At 63.3% G+C, this 16,233-nt stretch carries 15 protein-coding genes; 11 read left to right on the forward strand and 4 right to left on the reverse strand.

The genetic code is table 11. The features are described 5' to 3' along the window. Nucleotides 1-102 precede the first annotated feature (102 nt). Together BTO32_RS09370 and BTO32_RS09375 are read left to right on the forward strand one after the other, a co-directional pair. A complete protein-coding gene (locus tag BTO32_RS09370) occupies nucleotides 103-456 on the forward strand; it encodes a BolA family protein (protein ID WP_076724371.1) in 354 nt (117 codons plus the stop codon). Beyond that, entirely contained in the window at nucleotides 453-1,076 is a 624-nt protein-coding gene (locus tag BTO32_RS09375) for an L-threonylcarbamoyladenylate synthase (RefSeq protein WP_076724372.1), read from the forward strand. Before BTO32_RS09370 ends, BTO32_RS09375 begins: the two co-directional genes overlap by 4 nt. A gap of 5 nt (nucleotides 1,077-1,081) precedes the next feature. On the opposite strand, the gene BTO32_RS09380 is transcribed toward BTO32_RS09375, so the two are convergent. Then, complete coding sequence (locus BTO32_RS09380) at nucleotides 1,082-1,753, reverse strand: hypothetical protein (protein ID WP_076724373.1); 672 nt, start codon at nucleotides 1,751-1,753, stop codon at nucleotides 1,082-1,084. Between the two features lie 219 nt (nucleotides 1,754-1,972). Here BTO32_RS09380 and BTO32_RS09385 point away from each other — a divergent pair, with 219 nt between their 5' ends. Then, nucleotides 1,973-3,592, forward strand: a complete 1,620-nt coding sequence (locus BTO32_RS09385) for a methyl-accepting chemotaxis protein (RefSeq protein ID WP_076724374.1) — start codon at nucleotides 1,973-1,975, stop codon at nucleotides 3,590-3,592. 14 nt (nucleotides 3,593-3,606) lie between these two features. On the opposite strand, the gene BTO32_RS09390 is transcribed toward BTO32_RS09385, so the two are convergent. Continuing rightward, nucleotides 3,607-4,254, reverse strand: coding sequence for an MBL fold metallo-hydrolase (locus BTO32_RS09390; protein WP_076724375.1), 648 nt, complete (start codon nucleotides 4,252-4,254; stop codon nucleotides 3,607-3,609). Between the two features lie 112 nt (nucleotides 4,255-4,366). On the opposite strand from BTO32_RS09390, the gene BTO32_RS09395 reads away from it, so the two are divergent. The 8 genes from BTO32_RS09395 (at nucleotide 4,367) to BTO32_RS09425 (ending at nucleotide 13,835) form a co-directional block, all read left to right on the forward strand. Beyond that, nucleotides 4,367-5,167 (forward strand): Wadjet anti-phage system protein JetD domain-containing protein, encoded by an 801-nt coding sequence (locus BTO32_RS09395; RefSeq protein ID WP_076724376.1) that lies wholly within the window; start codon nucleotides 4,367-4,369, stop codon nucleotides 5,165-5,167. Further along, nucleotides 5,142-8,084 (forward strand): coiled-coil domain-containing protein, encoded by a 2,943-nt coding sequence (locus BTO32_RS18200; protein ID WP_076724377.1) that lies wholly within the window; start codon nucleotides 5,142-5,144, stop codon nucleotides 8,082-8,084. The genes BTO32_RS09395 and BTO32_RS18200 overlap by 26 nt, the downstream gene beginning before the upstream one ends. Continuing rightward, entirely contained in the window at nucleotides 8,077-9,156 is a 1,080-nt protein-coding gene (locus BTO32_RS09405) for a hypothetical protein (RefSeq protein ID WP_245820312.1), read from the forward strand. The genes BTO32_RS18200 and BTO32_RS09405 overlap by 8 nt, the downstream gene beginning before the upstream one ends. Then, complete coding sequence (locus BTO32_RS18080; RefSeq protein WP_245820313.1) at nucleotides 9,157-9,501, forward strand: hypothetical protein; 345 nt, start codon at nucleotides 9,157-9,159, stop codon at nucleotides 9,499-9,501. Then, entirely contained in the window at nucleotides 9,494-10,108 is a 615-nt protein-coding gene (locus BTO32_RS09410; RefSeq protein WP_076724378.1) for a condensin complex protein MksE, read from the forward strand. Before BTO32_RS18080 ends, BTO32_RS09410 begins: the two co-directional genes overlap by 8 nt. A 209-nt stretch (nucleotides 10,109-10,317) precedes the next feature. Beyond that, nucleotides 10,318-11,385, forward strand: a complete 1,068-nt coding sequence (locus BTO32_RS09415) for a BMP family ABC transporter substrate-binding protein (RefSeq protein ID WP_076724379.1) — start codon at nucleotides 10,318-10,320, stop codon at nucleotides 11,383-11,385. A gap of 432 nt (nucleotides 11,386-11,817) precedes the next feature. Continuing rightward, the gene (locus BTO32_RS09420) at nucleotides 11,818-12,840 is read left to right on the forward strand and encodes an isopenicillin N synthase family dioxygenase (RefSeq protein WP_076724380.1); all 1,023 of its coding nucleotides are present in this window, start codon (nucleotides 11,818-11,820) and stop codon (nucleotides 12,838-12,840) included. Nucleotides 12,841-13,157: 317 nt separating this feature from the next. Further along, complete coding sequence (locus tag BTO32_RS09425; RefSeq protein ID WP_076724381.1) at nucleotides 13,158-13,835, forward strand: ion transporter; 678 nt, start codon at nucleotides 13,158-13,160, stop codon at nucleotides 13,833-13,835. 163 nt (nucleotides 13,836-13,998) lie between these two features. Here the strand turns inward: BTO32_RS09425 and BTO32_RS09430 are convergent, their stop codons facing one another. Then, nucleotides 13,999-15,009 (reverse strand): adenosine deaminase, encoded by a 1,011-nt coding sequence (locus tag BTO32_RS09430; RefSeq protein ID WP_076724382.1) that lies wholly within the window; start codon nucleotides 15,007-15,009, stop codon nucleotides 13,999-14,001. A gap of 26 nt (nucleotides 15,010-15,035) precedes the next feature. Next, nucleotides 15,036-16,232 carry a urate hydroxylase PuuD gene (locus tag BTO32_RS09435; RefSeq protein WP_076724383.1) on the reverse strand — a complete coding sequence of 399 codons (1,197 nt, stop codon included), beginning with the start codon at nucleotides 16,230-16,232 and terminating at the stop codon, nucleotides 15,036-15,038. Nucleotide 16,233 lies beyond the last annotated feature (1 nt).

Below are 16,233 nucleotides of genomic sequence, written 5' to 3' on the forward strand. Positions count from 1 at the left end.
GCGGGGGAATGTGGCGCGTTGGCGGCTCGGTGTCAAGGCGGGGGCCGGGTGTAGTAGACTGTGCGGATCGTGACCGCGGTTGAGCAACGGGAGTTACAGCGGATGAAGGTACAACGTGCCATCGAGTCGAAATTGAGCGAGGCGTTTCAGGTGCATCGGCTGCAGGTGGAAAATGAGAGCCACATGCACAGCGTGCCCCCGGACTCGGAGACCCATTTCAAGGTGACCCTGGTGTCGCCGGATTTCGAAGGCTGCTCCAGGGTCAAGCGGCACCAGCAAATTTACCGGGTGCTGGCGCAGGAGCTGGCCGGGCCGGTGCACGCCCTGGCCCTGCACCTGTACACGCCGGAAGAATGGCAGGCCACCGGCGAGTCGGTGCCGGCGTCACCGGGGTGTCTGGGCGGTTCCCGCAAGGATCCGGCCATGGCGGCCCGTCAGCAGGGAGGCAAGTCGTGAGTCAGTTTTTCCAGATTCATCCCGAAACGCCCCAGAAGCGTCTGATCAACCAGGCGGTAGAAATCCTGCGCCAGGGTGGCGTCATCGTCTATCCCACCGATTCCGCCTACGCCATTGGCTGCCATCTGGGCGACAAGCCGGCGTCCGACCGTATCAAGCGCATCCGCAGGCTGGACGAAAAGCACAATTTCACCCTGGTGTGCCGGGACCTCTCGGACATCGGTGTGTACGCCAAGGTGGATAACACCCAGTACCGCCTGCTGAAAACGTTCACTCCGGGGCCCTACACCTTTATTCTCAATGCCACCACCGAAGTGCCGCGCCGGCTGTTGCATCCCAAGCGCCGGTCCATCGGCGTCCGGGTGCCGGACAACGCGATCGTGCAGGCGCTGCTGGGTGAGCTGGGGGAGCCGATCATGAGCAGTACCCTGATCCTGCCCGGCGACACCGAACCCATGACCGACCCTTACGACATCCGGGAAACGCTTGAGCACGAGCTGGACCTGATCATCGACGGCGGTTTCTGTGGCCTGGAGCCGACCACCGTGGTGGACTTCACCGGTGATGTGCCTCAGGTGGTCCGGGTGGGTAAGGGCGATCCGGCCCCCTTCCAAGGCTGACCGGATCAGGCCCGGACGTTCAGGCTAAAGGCATAGCGGGAGGCGGTGTCTGAGGCGCTGCCGGTGGTGCTTTCCACGTTGCGGCGCAGGGTCTGGTAGCGGTGCACCAGGTCCTGCAGGCCGTTGAACTGCTGGTCTTCGCTGACCAGGGTTTCCAGCAGGGTGTTGCCGACACCGTAGGCCTGACTGAGCTTGACGGCAGTGTCCACGAAGTGCAGCGTCGGTTCGCTGGCGCTCAGGCGCGTGATGGCCTCGCGAAACCCCTGGTTGTGGTTCAGGTCCGTCTCGATCTGCCGCCGGGTGCTGTCCGGCAGCTTCCCTTCCACCGCCAGCTCGCCTCCCGCCTGCCGGGTCACGCTCAGGGCGGTGGCCGGGTGCACGTTGTATTCGGCAAGTTTGTGCCGCAGCGTGTCCCGGACAAAGGCAACATCTTTCCCCAGGGTCTGCTTGTAGTCGGCCAGGGCCAGCCGCTGTACCTTCTGGCGGAATGGATCCGGTGCGCCCGCGCCGGTGGGCGTGAAACGGTCGTCGCCGGCGCTGGCCGGATCCGTCTCCACGGCGGCGTCGGCCGTGGCCTGGCGGGTGTCGGCGGGGGTGTCGGTCCGGGTGCTGCGTTTTTCCAGAGCCTGCTGGAATTGCGTGCCCGCCCGAATCAGGGAGGTCAGTAGTGAAGACATGGTGTCCTCCGGCGGCGCTCCGTTTGATGGCTGCTCATTCGTCGTCTATCTTCGGAAAAGCAAGTTTGGGGCCAGGTTGAATTTGCCGCTTGGACTGATCTGCGTCATGAAAAAAACCGACAGAATTCCTTAAAGTTCCACGTCGGTTTGCCGTCAACAACTACAGTCAGTTAACACGGTCCAAGCTGCCGGGAGTGGCGGCGTTGCTGTTGGGTAGCCATGAAAAAACATCACTCGATACAGTTTCTTCTGCTTGCGGCCCTGGCCGCGGCTTTCTCCCTGATCCTGGTCCTGACGGTACTGCACAGTGCCAGCTCCCAGCGCGAGCACCTGGAGGCGTTCACCCACAAGTACGTGGAGGGCCTCGCCAAATCCTATTTCGACGGCCTCAACACCATGATGGTGACCGGCACCATCGGGAACCGCGGGGTTCTGCGCGAGAAGTTCATGGCCCCCGAGGACATTCTGGATGTGCGGGTGATCCGTAGCGAGCACCTGAACCGGACCTTCGGGGCCGGCAACGACTACGAGCAAAAGCGGGATGCGCTGGACGAGCAGGCCCTGCGCGGCCAGCGGGTCGAGTCCTACAGCAGCAACGAGAAAGGGCGGGTTTACACCCTGGTGGAACCGGTGATCGCCCGGGAGAATTACCAGGGCGTGAACTGCCTGGGATGCCACCAGGCTGAGGAAGGCCAAGTCCTGGGGGCCATCCGGATCGATTACTCCCTGGCCGAGAGCGACGCCAAGCTGCGCCGCCAGCTGCTCACCAGCGGCGGCTTCCAGGTGGTGCTGTTCCTGGTGATCTTCGTGTTGACCTCCGTGGTGCTCAGCCGCCTGGTGTTTGCCCGGCTGCGGCGCCTGCATGATCGCATGGATGAGATCTCCCGGAATTCCGACCTGACCATCGAACTGGACGTGCGCCGCAACGATGAAATCGGCTCGGTGTCCCGCGCCTTCAACCGCATGATGGCGAAGATCCGCGAGAGCATGCACACCGTCATGGACAACGCCGAACGGGTGGAACAGGCGGCCCGCAGCATTGCCCGCAAGGCGGAAACCACCGAGCGTGAGGTTCTGGCCCAGCGCGACAACACCGATCAGGTGGCCAGTGCCACCACCGAAATGGCCGCCTCGGCGGTTCAGGTCCGGGAAAACGCCATCAATACCACTCGCAAGTCCATGGCCACCGCTGAGTCTGCCAGTACCGGTGAATCCCTGGCTCGCAACGCCGTCGAGGGCATCGAGGCCCTGAACACCGAGGTTCAGGACGGCGCTCGCCGCATCGAGCAGTTGGACCAGCGCACCAGTCAGATGTCCGACATGCTCAAGGTGATTTCCGACATCGCCGACCAGACCAACCTGCTGGCCCTGAACGCCGCCATCGAGGCGGCCCGGGCCGGTGAACAGGGGCGCGGCTTTGCCGTGGTGGCGGATGAGGTCCGGGCCCTGGCCCGCCGCACCCAGGATTCCACTGAGGACATCCGCAACACCATCAACGGCCTCAAGACCGAAGTGGTGGACTGTGTGGAGACCATGCGCCACGCTTCGGACATGGCGGAGCAGCAGGTGCAGGCCATTTTGAAAGTGGAAACTGAACTGCAGACCATCGCTGCGGCGGTGCGCGAGATCACCGATCTCAATCAGGAAATGGAAAGCGCCGCCAATGAACAGAGCGAGGTGTCCGAGTCGATCAACCACAACGTGATCGAAATCAGCCGTTCAGCGGAGCAGACCTCCAACGACGCTCAGGAAACCGCGCGCATCGCCGGTGACCTGCTGGCGATGGCGGAAACCCTGCGCGCGACCATCGCCCAGTTCCGGCTGAACCTGCCCAAGTAAAAGCGGGGCTGTGATCAGCCCCGGTGGTCGGAAACGAAGGGGTTGGTCGCCCGCTCCTGGCCCAGGGTCGACATGGGGCCATGGCCAGGGATGAAGGCGACCTCGTCGCCCAGCGGAAACAGTTTGCCCCGGATCGAGCGGATCAGCGTGTCGTAGTCACCCTTCGGAAAATCGGTACGCCCGATGGACCCCTGGAACAGCACATCCCCCACCAGGGCCAGGCCCGAGTCGCGGTGGAAGAACACCACGTGCCCCGGCGTGTGGCCCGGGCAGTGCAGCACGTCCAGCGTCTGGTTGCCAACGCGGACCTCCTCGCCATCTTCCAGCCAGTGGTCCGGTGTGAAGGCCTCCGCGGCCGGGAACCCGAACATCTGCGACTGCTGGGGCAGTCCCTGAATCCAGAAGGCGTCCTCCCGGTGCGGGCCGATCACCGGCAGCCCCTCGGTCCGGGCCAGTGTGCCCACGCCGCCGGCATGGTCGATGTGGCCGTGGGTGACCAGAATCTTTTCCAGGGTCACCCCCTCGGCCTCCACCGCGGCGCGGATACGTTCCAGGTCACCACCCGGGTCCACCACGGCCGCCCGCCGTGTATCCTCGCACCAGATCAGGGTGCAGTTCTGTTGGAACGGAGTTACGGGGATAATTCGGTACTTCAGCGACATGCCTGCCTCGATCGCGGTTCGCAGTGTTGGAATGGCCTATGGTAACGGGATCGAGGCCAAGGCACGAGGGGGCGAGGTCGTGTCAGACACCGGGCAGACGGAGGAGACTGGAGTGAGGGAGTATCTGGACAAGATCCGAGCGGGGCAGCCGATCAACTACGAGGCGTTCCTGAAGCGCTTGCCGGCCGCCGTCCGGGCCCGTCAGCGCCGGCTGTTTCGCAGCGAGCGGGTAGCACCGAACCGCTGGCGGGTGCAGGTCCTTGACGAGGGGGCCTTCGCTGAACTCGAAGCCTGGGCCGCACCGGCCCGGGACCGGACCGAGGCGGCCGCGAAAGGGGACTCCCATCGCAGCCGCACCCGGCACACCTTTCTTCTGGTCTACCATGAACAGCGGCCTTCGGGGCGGCCCGATACGCTGGTGCTGTCCGAGACTGCGGTGGATTGCGGTTTCGAGCCCAAGCGCCAGGTGCTGGTGGTGGAAAACGAGGATAATTTCTTCGCGTTCCGGACCATGCTGGCTTTTGCCGCCCGGGAAGCGGTGCCGGGGCTGGATCTGTCGAACTGCGACGTGGTGCTGGGGGGCGGCAAGCGGGTGACCCGGCGCAGCTGCCTGGACTGGCTGGACCGGTACGAGCGGGTGTACTGCGCACTGGATTACGATGCCGGTGGTCTGGAGATCTTTGCTACCATACGCACCCACCTGGGAGACAAGGCCGGGTACCTCCAGCCCCGGGACTGGAGCGCGTGGTACCACCGGTTCCGGCGGACGCCGGCGCGCACGGCGCGTTTCGCGCGGGCCATCCGCCTGGCGGAGGACCTGGGCTTTGACTCCCTCGCCCGAGCCTTTCGGGCAACCGGCAAGTTCATGGAACAGGAGATGATTCTGGATGAGCGACCAGCAGGCGACTCGTAACGCCTTTTTCTTTGGCATCCGGCGTCTGGTGCTGGTGGATTCCGCGGGCTTCTGCTACGTGGAGATCCCCGTCGACAACCACGCGCTGATTCTCGGGCCGGGCAACCTCGGAAAATCCAGCCTGCTGAACTCCCTGCGCCTGTTTCTGCTGCCGGAGAATAACTTCCGCAACAGCCGCCGCAAGTTCGCGTTCCGCAACGCCAGTGCCGGCAGTTTCTACAGCAATGAAGAGAGTTACCAGCACTACTTCCCCAGCCAGCATTCCTTCCTGATCATGGAGGTGGAAAACCCGGCGGGGGTCCATTGCCAGATCCTGTATCGCGAGCACAGCAGCCAGCTCAGCTACGGCCGGGCCTTCGTACCGGTGCCCTATGAGCAGTTGCGGCCGCTGTTCTGGAACGGGGACGATGACACCGGCATCGGGCAGGCGGTTCCGGAGCTGTCCTTCGGCCGCCTGTCCCAGGCCCTGAAAACGGTGTCCCGGGACACCCTGTTTACCAGCGATCCGGCCAAGCTCAAGTCGCTGCTGTACAGCAGCGAAATGATGAATGCGGACGCCGTGCGCTACTCGGTGCTGCCGCTGGGGGAGCTGGATGAGCGCCGGGTGCAGTCACTGCGTACCCTGATTCTGCTGTTGTTCGAGATGAAGGCGGATGATCAGGCCATGGCCAACGCCGTAGCCAGCATCATCGAGGCGGACAAGAAATTCGCCGATGACGCCTTTGACTTCAACATCGACCAGTTCCTGACCCGGCACGAGGAGCTCAAACAGCAGCAGATCCAGCTCAACCGCATTGACCGGGAACGCCCCCGGTTCGAGCGCCTGTGCCGGGACTACGAACGCTATCAGGCCTTGCTGGCCAGCCAGGTGGCCTTCGCCAACTTCCGGGCCGGCGTGGCGGCGGCCCGGAAGACGGTCGCGGAACAGCGCAGTCAGACCGTGCGTGCTCACAACGATGTCAGCGGATCACTCAAGCACGTGCTCGATACCCTCAAGCGCCTGGAGCGGGAAGCGGGCACCCTCGAGGGGGAAATTCGCTCCGCCGATCGCAACCTGAAACGGGCCGAGCAGGACCGCCGGGACGGTGAGCTGCTGGTGTCCCAATACGGCGACCTCAGCCTTGAGGACATCGGCGAGGCGCTGAGGGAGGAGTGCCAGCGTAAGGAGGCGCACCTGAGTGCCCTGAAAAGCGCGGCCCAGGCGGAAGTGCGCCTGGCCCGCCTGGCCGAGGACATCGCCGCGCTGGAGCAGAAGCTGGCCCGCCTGGACGAGGCCGAGCAGAGCCAGCACTGGCAACTGCTGAACCAGCTGGAGGACGATACCCTGGCGCCATTGCGGGCGCTGGACCCGGCGCTGGTCAGCGCCAGCCCGGGCCAAGCGCTGGATGAGGACACCCGGGCCCGCATCCAGGCCTTCGCCGGGTTGTTTCAGGCCCGGGACGGCGGCTTCGACTGGTTCGATGTGCACTACCCGGCCCGGGCGCCGCAGCGGCGGGACTTCGCCGCCGAGCGCCGGCGCCTGCAGGGGGAGCGGCAGGCGCTGGAGAAGGAGCGCCTGGAGCTGACCGGCAGCGCCGACGCCCATGAAGACCGTCCCCAGGTCATCGCCCGTACCGAGCGGGAACTCAAAGCACTGACGAAGGACCTGGAAACCCTCCGCCGTTACCCCGCGGCCGCCACCACCCTGCAGGACGCCGCTGAACAGAAGGCCGAGGCGGAACTGAAGGTGGCGGCGATCCAGGAGCAGGCTCGCCAGGAGCAGGAGAAACTGGACGCGCTGCGGGAGAAAGAAGCCCGGGTCCGGGCCGAGAAGGACCGGGTGGAAGAGCGGGAGCGGGAGCTGGCCCAACTGGAGCACAGCCTGGCGACCGTGGAACGTCGCTTCCCGCACCTCAGGGCAGTGGAGCCGGACGCGCCGGTACCGGCGGACCAGGTGTCGGTGGCCGCCTTTGACGACCTGCAGGATGCCCTGGACGAACTGGAATCCCTGCGTTGGCAGATCCTCGAACATCTGCGCCAGTTTGTCTCTCTGGGCATTCACGAGGACAAGGAGGGAACCCTGCAGAAGGACAGCCCCCAGGCCGGCGCTATCCGGGATGTGTTCAAGGCGCTGTCCGACCTGTTCGCGGCGCTGGCGGAGCAGCGCCGGGTCCTGGAAGAGCAGATCGCCGTCCACAACGAGGCCGTGGCCAGCTACCGCCAGGCACTCAAGGCCAACCACGATCACATTGCTCGGTTCGAGGCCCAGTTGAACCGGGAGCTGGACGGGGTCCGAATCAACGACCTGGTGGAAATCCGGGTCGATATTCACACCGACCCCAAATTCCGCAACCTGGTGGAAGAGGCGAACAACATTGACCCCTATGGCAACCAGTTGCAGTCGGATGCCTTCTACGACCGGTTGCGGGTGTTCGTGGCCGACTTTTTCGGCGAGCAGGGGGGCAGCAAGCGCCTGACCATGGACAAGGTGATCACCGGTATTTCCTACCGCACCCGCAAGGCCCACGCCACGGCGCTGGACCGCAAGGGGCAGTCCACCTCGACCACGGCGCTGATCAACCTGGAACTGGTGTACCGGCTGCTCAAGCGGGTCCTGTTCCCGGGGGTGCGCCTGTCCTTCCCGTTGGTTCTGGACGAACTGGCCAGCGTCGACATCAGCCAGATGCCCTCGTTGCTGGAGCGCCTGGGCAGCCAGGGCTTCAACCTCTTTTCCGCCGCCACCCACAGCGCCAGCGCCGAGATGATCTACCTGATCGGGCGGCATCTGGAGGTGGGGCAGATGCGCACCGCGCGCCCCTACAGCCCACAGCGCACCCTGGTGTTCTGGGGGGGCGCCGAGGGCTTCACCGGCGGCCAGCCCCTGAACCGCTGGCTTGACCAGAGCCAGGACTCGCTGCTGGAGCCGGCCGATGAGTAAGCGGTTCAGCACGCTGGACACCACGCGGCTGCTGTTCGAGCATCCGCGTATCCTGTTCCGGCTGATCGAACGCATGGACCGGCAGGAGACCCGCTACCTGCGTGAGGCGGACCTGATGGCCGAGGTGGTGGCCTACTCCCGGGGCCTGAGCCGGGCCGACCGCGAGCGCCTGCGGCTGGCGCTCAACACCGACAACCTGTTCCGCAGCGGCCTGGTGATCGACATCGTCAAGGTGGACGGCGAACGCCGGCTGGTGTTTCAGGATGCCCTGATCAACCTGATGCGGGCGTGCAATGCTTCCCTGTATCAGGAGCTGACCGACGCCCGGTTGCGGGGCCACCTGGTGACGTTGCGGGATGTGCGGGACCGGTTGGAGCGAAGTTCCTTCAGCAACGTCGACCCGGACTTCACCGAACTCTGCGATGATCTGAACGAACGGGTGAGCCTGCTGATCGGCCTGCTGCGCCAGAACGTGCTGCGGATGCAAACCATCAGCGCCCAGCTGGCCGACATGTCCGGCGACGCCAGCCGCAACCCCGACCGGTTTCAGCAGTTCCGCCAGAACCTGTTCGAGCAGATCGTGACCCTGTACGACCGCCACATCAAGCCGACGCTGGTGTTCCTCAACCCGGACAGTCGCCTGAACGATGGCACGAACCTGTTCGAGACCTTCGACGCCATGGTCCGGCTGTTGGATGACCATGGCCACCCGGCGCTGGCGGACCAACTGTTCCGTTCCTCCATCAGTCTCAATGCCCTGTACAAGCCGATCCAGGCGGTGGCGCAGGAGGTCGAACATTTCCTGCGCAAGACCCGTCGGGGCATGGTTCAGTACAACGCCATGGAACATTTCTACGGCCAGCTGCGGGCACTGAAGGGGGAAACGGAAACCCTGAGCCTGCGGCGCAAGTGGCTGGACGGCTCCGGCTTCTCCCGCAGTACCGGTTTCCTGGTCGGGCTGCGGGCCCAGCCGCGGCCCCGGCACTACGCCTTTGGCCAGTCCACCAGCTACTACCAGCTGCTGTTCAGTGAACTGGAGTTGCGCCTGGCGGACCTGCGCCGGCAGGCGTAGGTGCCGGCCCTGCCCGAAGTGGCCGGAGCCGGTCGCCACTCGCGGGTGGACGTGGAACGCATCAACCGCCTCTACCAGTGGCTGGAGCGCTTGGAATTGCGACCCACGGACGATCTGGTGCGAGCCTTGCACGGCCGCCTCGACGGCTTCATCGACGGCTACCGCTTCCCCGACCTGCTGGCAGCCCTCAACCGGATGCTGAACCGGCCCCCGGCGGGCTATCGGGTGTTCACCACCAACCGGTTCCGGACCCTGGCCCCACCGGCCGGGGACCATGCCCCCGATGAACGCTTTGTCTACCGAAAACGTCGCCTAGAGAAACGACCGGAAACCGAGCATGACTGATCTGACCAACGCCACCGCCGACACCACCGCCTCCCCGGCCTTCGATGCCATCCTGCCGGCGCAGAGTGCCGCCATCTACCGGGAATTCCTGTCCGGCCGGGTGATCGTGCGCGAGGTTTGGGACCCGAACCGTTCACAGCTGGTGGCCAACCCCCATTACCAGCTGCTGTACAACCACCTGTCCCACTTCCGAACCTTCTATGAGCACCTGGGCAGCGAGCTGGTGTTTCACGAATCGGGCGCCTTTTTTTACCTGCGTGATCCCGGTGATGACGAATCCGAGGAGCATGATGAACACGCCTTCCGGGTGCAGGTGGTGCTGCTGTTGCTGGGGCGCTACTTTGCCCGCAGCGGCCGGGACCTGGACTACCTCGCGCGTCCGGATGCCGGGCTCGATGAAAACGACCTGGCGGCGCTGGCCGCCGATGACGAATACAACGACATGCTGCGCGCCGCCCGTTTCGAAAAGGGCTGGTCCGAGGCGCTGGATTACCTGGCCCGGCGCCACCTGCTGTTCCGCTCCGGCGCGGGGCGCTGTTTTCTGAGTTCCGCGGGGCAGAGTTTCCTGATGGCCCTGGTGCGGGAGTATGAGGCGAGGGAGGGGTAAATCGGGCCGGCCTGCCCGGATGCGGGGCGTGCGTGCCGCCATGCCCGCTCCTGGTGCGGCTCCGGGCTGAAAGGGCTTGGGTGATTTTTTCCAGCCTTTAAAATCAGTAAGTTATAAAACCTGAACATTTGGCCAGCTTTTTGCTGGTGAAAACAGGGTTCGACGCACATCAACCCAAAGACAACCCTAAATGTTCAGGAGAAAGACCCATGAGCTTAAAACGCACGCTCGCGTTTGTGGCGGCACTTGCACTTCCGTTGTCCTCCCAGGCGGCCGATCCCATGAAAGTGGGCTTCGTGTACGTTGGACCCATCGGCGACCATGGCTGGAGCTACCAGCACGACCAAGGGCGCCTGGCGCTGGAAAAGCATTTCGGTGACCGGGTTGAAACCACCTACGTGGAAAACGTCAGTGAGGGCGCCGACGCCGAGCGGACCATCCGCCGTCTGGCTCAGGCTGGCAACGACGTGATTTTCACCACCTCCTTCGGATTCATGAATGCGACGGCGCGGGTCGCCGCGGAATATCCGGACATCACCTTCCTGCACGCCACTGGCTACAAGCGCTCGGACAACCTCGGCACCTACCTGTCCAAGACCTACGAGGGCCGCTACGTCACCGGTACCGCCGCCGGCCTGGTGACCGAGACCAACACCATCGGCTACATCGCCTCTTTCCCGATCCCGGAAGTTATCCGCGACATCAACTCGGTCTACCTGGGCGCCAAGGCCGTCAACCCGGACATCAAGATCAAGGTGGTCTGGGTGAACACCTGGTTTGATCCGGCGAAGGAAGCGGATGCCGCCAACACCCTCATGGACCAGGGCGCCGACGTGCTGGTACAGCACACCGACAGCCCGGCACCGCTGATGGCCGCGGAAAAACGTGGCATGTGGGGCGTGGGCCAGGCCTCCGACATGCGCCACTTTGGTGAACAGGCGCACCTGTTGTCCGTGGTCAACAACTGGGCGCCGTACTACATCAATACAGTCCAGGCGGTGATGGACGGCACCTGGACGTCCGAGGACTACTGGGGGGGCCTGGCGGACGACGTCATCCAGATCGTGGGCCTGAGCGACCGTCTGACGGAGGACCAGCGGGCCAAGGTGGAATCGGTGATCGACGCCATTCACAACGGCGAACTCCACCCCTTCACCGGTCCGCTCAAGGATCAGACCGGCACCCTGCGGGTCGCCGCCGGCGAAACCATGAGCAAGGAAGAACTGGCCGGCATGGACTGGTACGTCGAAGGCATCGACGCCACCCTGCCGAAGTAACCGCCGGCCCAAGCCGACACCGACCGGCCGCTTCCACAGGGGCCGCCGGTCGGCTGTTGGACCCGGGTCCGGAGTCGTTGGGTCTGGGCTTTCAGACGCCCGGGCGGGCGGCATGCACAACCTGGGTGCCGACACCGAACGTCTGCACCGTTTCGGGGGGCCCCAGGTCCGGTCGATCTAGGCTAACTGATTGATTTAGCGTCCGTTGCCGATTGGCATGAAAACTGTATCCAACCGTTTGGGGCCCCAGTGCCCCGTCCTGAGTAGAAGCAGTCAGAAGCCGCCCTGTCGGCGGTTTCGGGTCATTGCTCAGTCGTCGACCGGTGAATAGGCGCGGTGGGCGGCGGCAAGGCGTACCCGGACTGTCCTTCCTTCCGTCGTCACCCGTGTTTCTCCGGTCCTGAATCGCGTGTATGAGCCGAGGAGGCACAGATGACTTCGACTGCCCAGAAATACCAACTGAAAGAACTGAATCTGGAACGTACCCTGGGGGGCTTCGGCCGGGAAACGGAGCGGGAGATTCCCGTCATCGACCTGTCCGATTTCACTGCCCGCCGGGCCGAGATCACCGACCAGCTGTGGCGCGCCGCCACCGAGGTGGGGTTTTTCCAGATCGCCAACCACGGCCTGGAGCCGGCCCGGATCCGGCAGGCCTTTGCCCTGTCCGAACGGTTCTTCGCCCTGCCGGAAGCGCGGAAACAGGCGTACCCCCTGAAAGAGGGACTCAACGCCGGCTGGGAGTTCAAGTCCCAGGTGCGGCCGTCCACCGGCACGGCGGACGAGAAGGAGTCTTTTCAGATCACCCTGCCGCACATGGACGGCCTCTGGCCGAATCAGACCGTGGTACCGGAGTTCCAGCGGGTGATGCTGGATTTCGAATACCGGGCCTGGCGGCTGGGCATGGACATCCTGTCCTGCTTCGCCGACCGCCTGGGGTTCGACCGGGCGTTCTTCACCCGGGCGCATGACCGGGCCCGGCCGGACTATCAGAGCACCCTAAGGCTGTTGCACTATCTGCCGCTGCCGGAGGACCAGCCGCTGGATCCCTCGATCTGGCGCGCCGGCGCCCATACCGACTTCGACTGCCTGACCATGGTATTTCAGCAGGAAGGCCAGGGCGGCCTGCAGGTCAGCCCTGGCCGGGGCACCGAGGGCAAGGGCGAGGAACGGGCGTGGTATTCGGTGACACCGAAAGACGGCCTGATCACCTGCAACATCGGCGACATGCTCATGCGTTGGAGCGACGACCGCCTGAAGTCGACCCTGCACCGTGTCCGCATGCCCCGCCCGGGCGAGCCTCGGGGGGCGCGCTACAGCATGGCGTTCTTCTGCCAAGCCAACAAGGATGAAATCATCCAAGGTCCGGAGAAAAAATACCCGCCGATTTCCGCCCGGGATTATCTGCTGCAACGCATCCAGGCCAATTTCGAGGCCAGGGGGCCGGTTGCCTCCTGAGGTTGCTGGTATCCGAGCCCCGCAGCCTTCGCCATTGGGCAAGATCCGCAGGGAGCTCTGTGGGCTTATGAGGCCCCGGGCTCCTTGTTTTTCTGGTGGTGGGGGCTGGATTGCGGCGTACCTTCGTCGGGTAATTTCCGAAAACTCGACCATGATCTGCTAATCTGGACCAAGGCTATTCAGTGATATTCCCAGTTGGTCAGCCAGAAACATATGGATGTTCCGTAGTTAGACGCCAATGGCATACATGCGGCAAAGGCTGTCAGGTTCAGCAAAGTTGTGCTGGTTGTTGATGAGCGTATCAAGGAATTTCAAGAGTGAGAGATAAGGGAAGTGCAATCTATCAGCTATTTTTGCTGATCCTCAGTGTGTATGTTTTGATTGTCGTTTTTGTTGAAAGCTTTCTAGTCAGCGATCCAGAAGTATCTGAGGTTCTTCAACGTATCGACTTCTTTGTATGCCTTGTTTTTCTCGGCGACTTTTTTGTCAACTTGTATGCCGCAAAAAGTAAGCTTTCATACCTAAAATGGGGATGGATAGACTTGCTATCCTCTATCCCGCTCGTTGATCCGCTGCGTTGGGGAAGGCTTGCCAGAATTGTTCGAATATTGAGATTTTTTCGGACAATAAAATCTATGAAGTTAATAATTTCATCTATTCATGAAAGCAAGTTTAAGAGCCTTACCCTTGTCGTCCTTCTCGTTACCTTTGTGACATATACCGCGTGTGCAAGCCTGATACTGGAGTTTGAGAAAGGGTACGCTAGCGGAATAAGCACGGCGAATGAAGCACTATGGTGGGCTTTTTTAAATATTATGAACGCTAAGGTTTCAATTACACAGGCTCAATCCTTTGGTGGTACGGTTGCGACTATCGTGCTCAACAAGATTGGGCTGGTTCTTTTTGCATACTTCAATGCGATCATCATTGCCTGGCTGGTTCAAAAACGGGTGTCGGTTAAACAAAAAGATGATTTAAATAGCTGCTCATCATAGGGTTCACGCCAGCATGGCATATGTCATCAGCTTGGCGCAGGCGTGCAGTGAAAGAAAGAGGCCATGTACAAGTCCACTCCGTCCGTCTCGGCCCACCATAAGGCCGGTGAACCCTGTGTAGACAGGAAGGGTCTGTGCCAACAGTCCCCCCGGCAATGGCCACTTACCCGCCATTCTCCGCCAGAAAACGCCGCACCTTCTCGGCCATTGCCTGTTTGTGCTCTTCGCTGACAAAGCTTGCTTCGATGGCGTTGAGGGTGAACTGGGCCAGTTCCTGCCGGGTGACGGTGTGGGCCTCGGCGACGGCGAGGAAGTTGTCGGTCATGTAGCCGCCGAAATAGGCGGGATCGTCGGAGTTGATGGTGACGCACAGGCCCTGGCGCAGCAGCTCGACGATGTTGTGTGCCTGCATGTTCTCGAACACCTTCAGTTTGACGTTGGAGAGGGGGCAGACGGTCAGCGGCATGCGGGTCTGGGCCAGTTCCCGGACCAGGGCCGGGTCTTCCACGCAGCGCACACCGTGGTCGATGCGCTGGACGCCCAGAGCCTCCAGGGCGCCGCGGATGTTCCGGGCGGGGCCTTCCTCGCCGGCGTGGGCGACGGCCAGGAAGCCGGCGTCCCGGGCCCGGCGGAAGACCCGGGCGAATTTTTCCGGTGGATGGCCCCGTTCGGAGGAATCCAGCCCCACCCCGATGATGCGGTCCCGGTGGGGCAGGGCCTGCTCCAGAGTGGCCATCGCCTCTGCCTCACTGAGGTGACGCAGGAAGCACAGGATGAGGTGGCTGGAAATGCCCAGTTCCGCCTGGCCTTGGTCCAGTGCTCTGCGGATCCCCCCGACCACCGTGGCGAAGTCGATGCCCCGGGCGGTGTGGGTCTGGGGGTCGAAGAAGATCTCCGTGTGCATCACCCGATCGTCCCGGCAGCGCAGCAGATAGGCCCAGGTCAGGTCGAAGAAATCCTGCTCGTGAATCAGCACGTTCGCGCCCTGGTAGTAGATGTCCAGGAACGATTGCAGGTTGCTGAACCGGTAGGCTTCGCGCACTTCCCGGGGCGAGGCGAAGGGGATGTCGATCCGGTTGCGCTGCGCCAGTTCGAACATCAGTTCCGGTTCCAGGGTGCCTTCGATGTGCAGATGCAGCTCCACCTTGGGTAGCTGCCGAATGAAATCGTGCATGCCAATCTCCCGGGTTTGTCGGTGTATCAGTGTGTCTGGTTCAGCCATTGTCCCAGTTGTTGCCGTTCCTGTTCGGTCATGCCGGTGAGATTGCCCAGGGGCATGTACTGGGTGGCCACCGCCGCCTGCAGAATCTGGGCCTTGTGGCTGAGCCACTGGGCGGGCTGCTCCAGCACGATGCCGGCCGGCGGTGCCTGGAAGCCCGGCTGGCTCGGATGGCGGGCATGGCAGCCCAGGCAATGGGTCTGGACGATGCTCCGCACGGTGCTGTCGGACACCGGCGCCGAGGCCGCCGGAGCGTCGCTGGCCGGTGCGGGCGCCAGTACCCAGATCAGGGCCAGAGCCATCAGGGCCGAGGCCACCAAAATGGACGGTTTACGGATGCCCCGGTGGCGCAGGTTGAAATAGTGACGGGCAAAGGCCGTGATGAAGCCGATGGCCGCCAGGATCGCCCAGCCATGGGCGTGGCCGTATAGGGACGGGTAGTGGTTGCTGATCATGATGAACAGGATCGGCAGGGTCAAATAGTTGTTGTGAGTGGAGCGCAGCTTGGCCAGGTCCGCCAGGCGTTTGACCCGGGCGTCCGGCTCGCGGTTGGCGCGTACCGTGGCCACCAGGGCCTTCTGGGAGGGGATGATGCCCAGGAACACGTTGGCGACCATCACCGTGCCGATGGTGGCGCCCACGTGGATGAAGGCGCCGCGGCCGGAGAACCACTGGAAGTAGGTCCAGTCCGCCAGTACCAGGACCAGAAAGAACACCAAGCCGAACAGCCGGCCGTTGTTCGCCAGCGGGCTCCGGATCAGGGCTTCGTACAGGGCCAGCACCAGGGCAATGCCCCCCAGCCCGATGGCCATGGCGGTGCCGGTGGTCAGGTCAGCCTTGGCCGGGTCCACCAGGTAGCCGGGCGAGCCCAGGTAGTACACCACGAACAGCAGCGCCATGCCGCTGAGCAGGGTGGAGTAGGCTTCCCACTTGAACCAGTGCAGCTCTTCCGGCATGCGTTCCGGGCCGTAGCGGTACTTGGCGATTTCGTAGAAGCCACCGCCGTGGATGGCCCACAGATCCCCCTTGATGCCTTTCTGCTTCTTCCACTCCGGCGGTTCCCGGAGGTGGTTGTCCAGCCAGATGAAATAGAAGGATGCTCCGATCCAGGCGACGCCGGCGATCACGTGTATCCAGCGGACCAGCAGGGCCAGCCACTCGGTGAGGTAGGCCTCCATT

It is taken from the genome of Marinobacter lutaoensis (assembly GCF_001981305.1).
Lineage (GTDB): Bacteria > Pseudomonadota > Gammaproteobacteria > Pseudomonadales > Oleiphilaceae > Marinobacter > Marinobacter lutaoensis.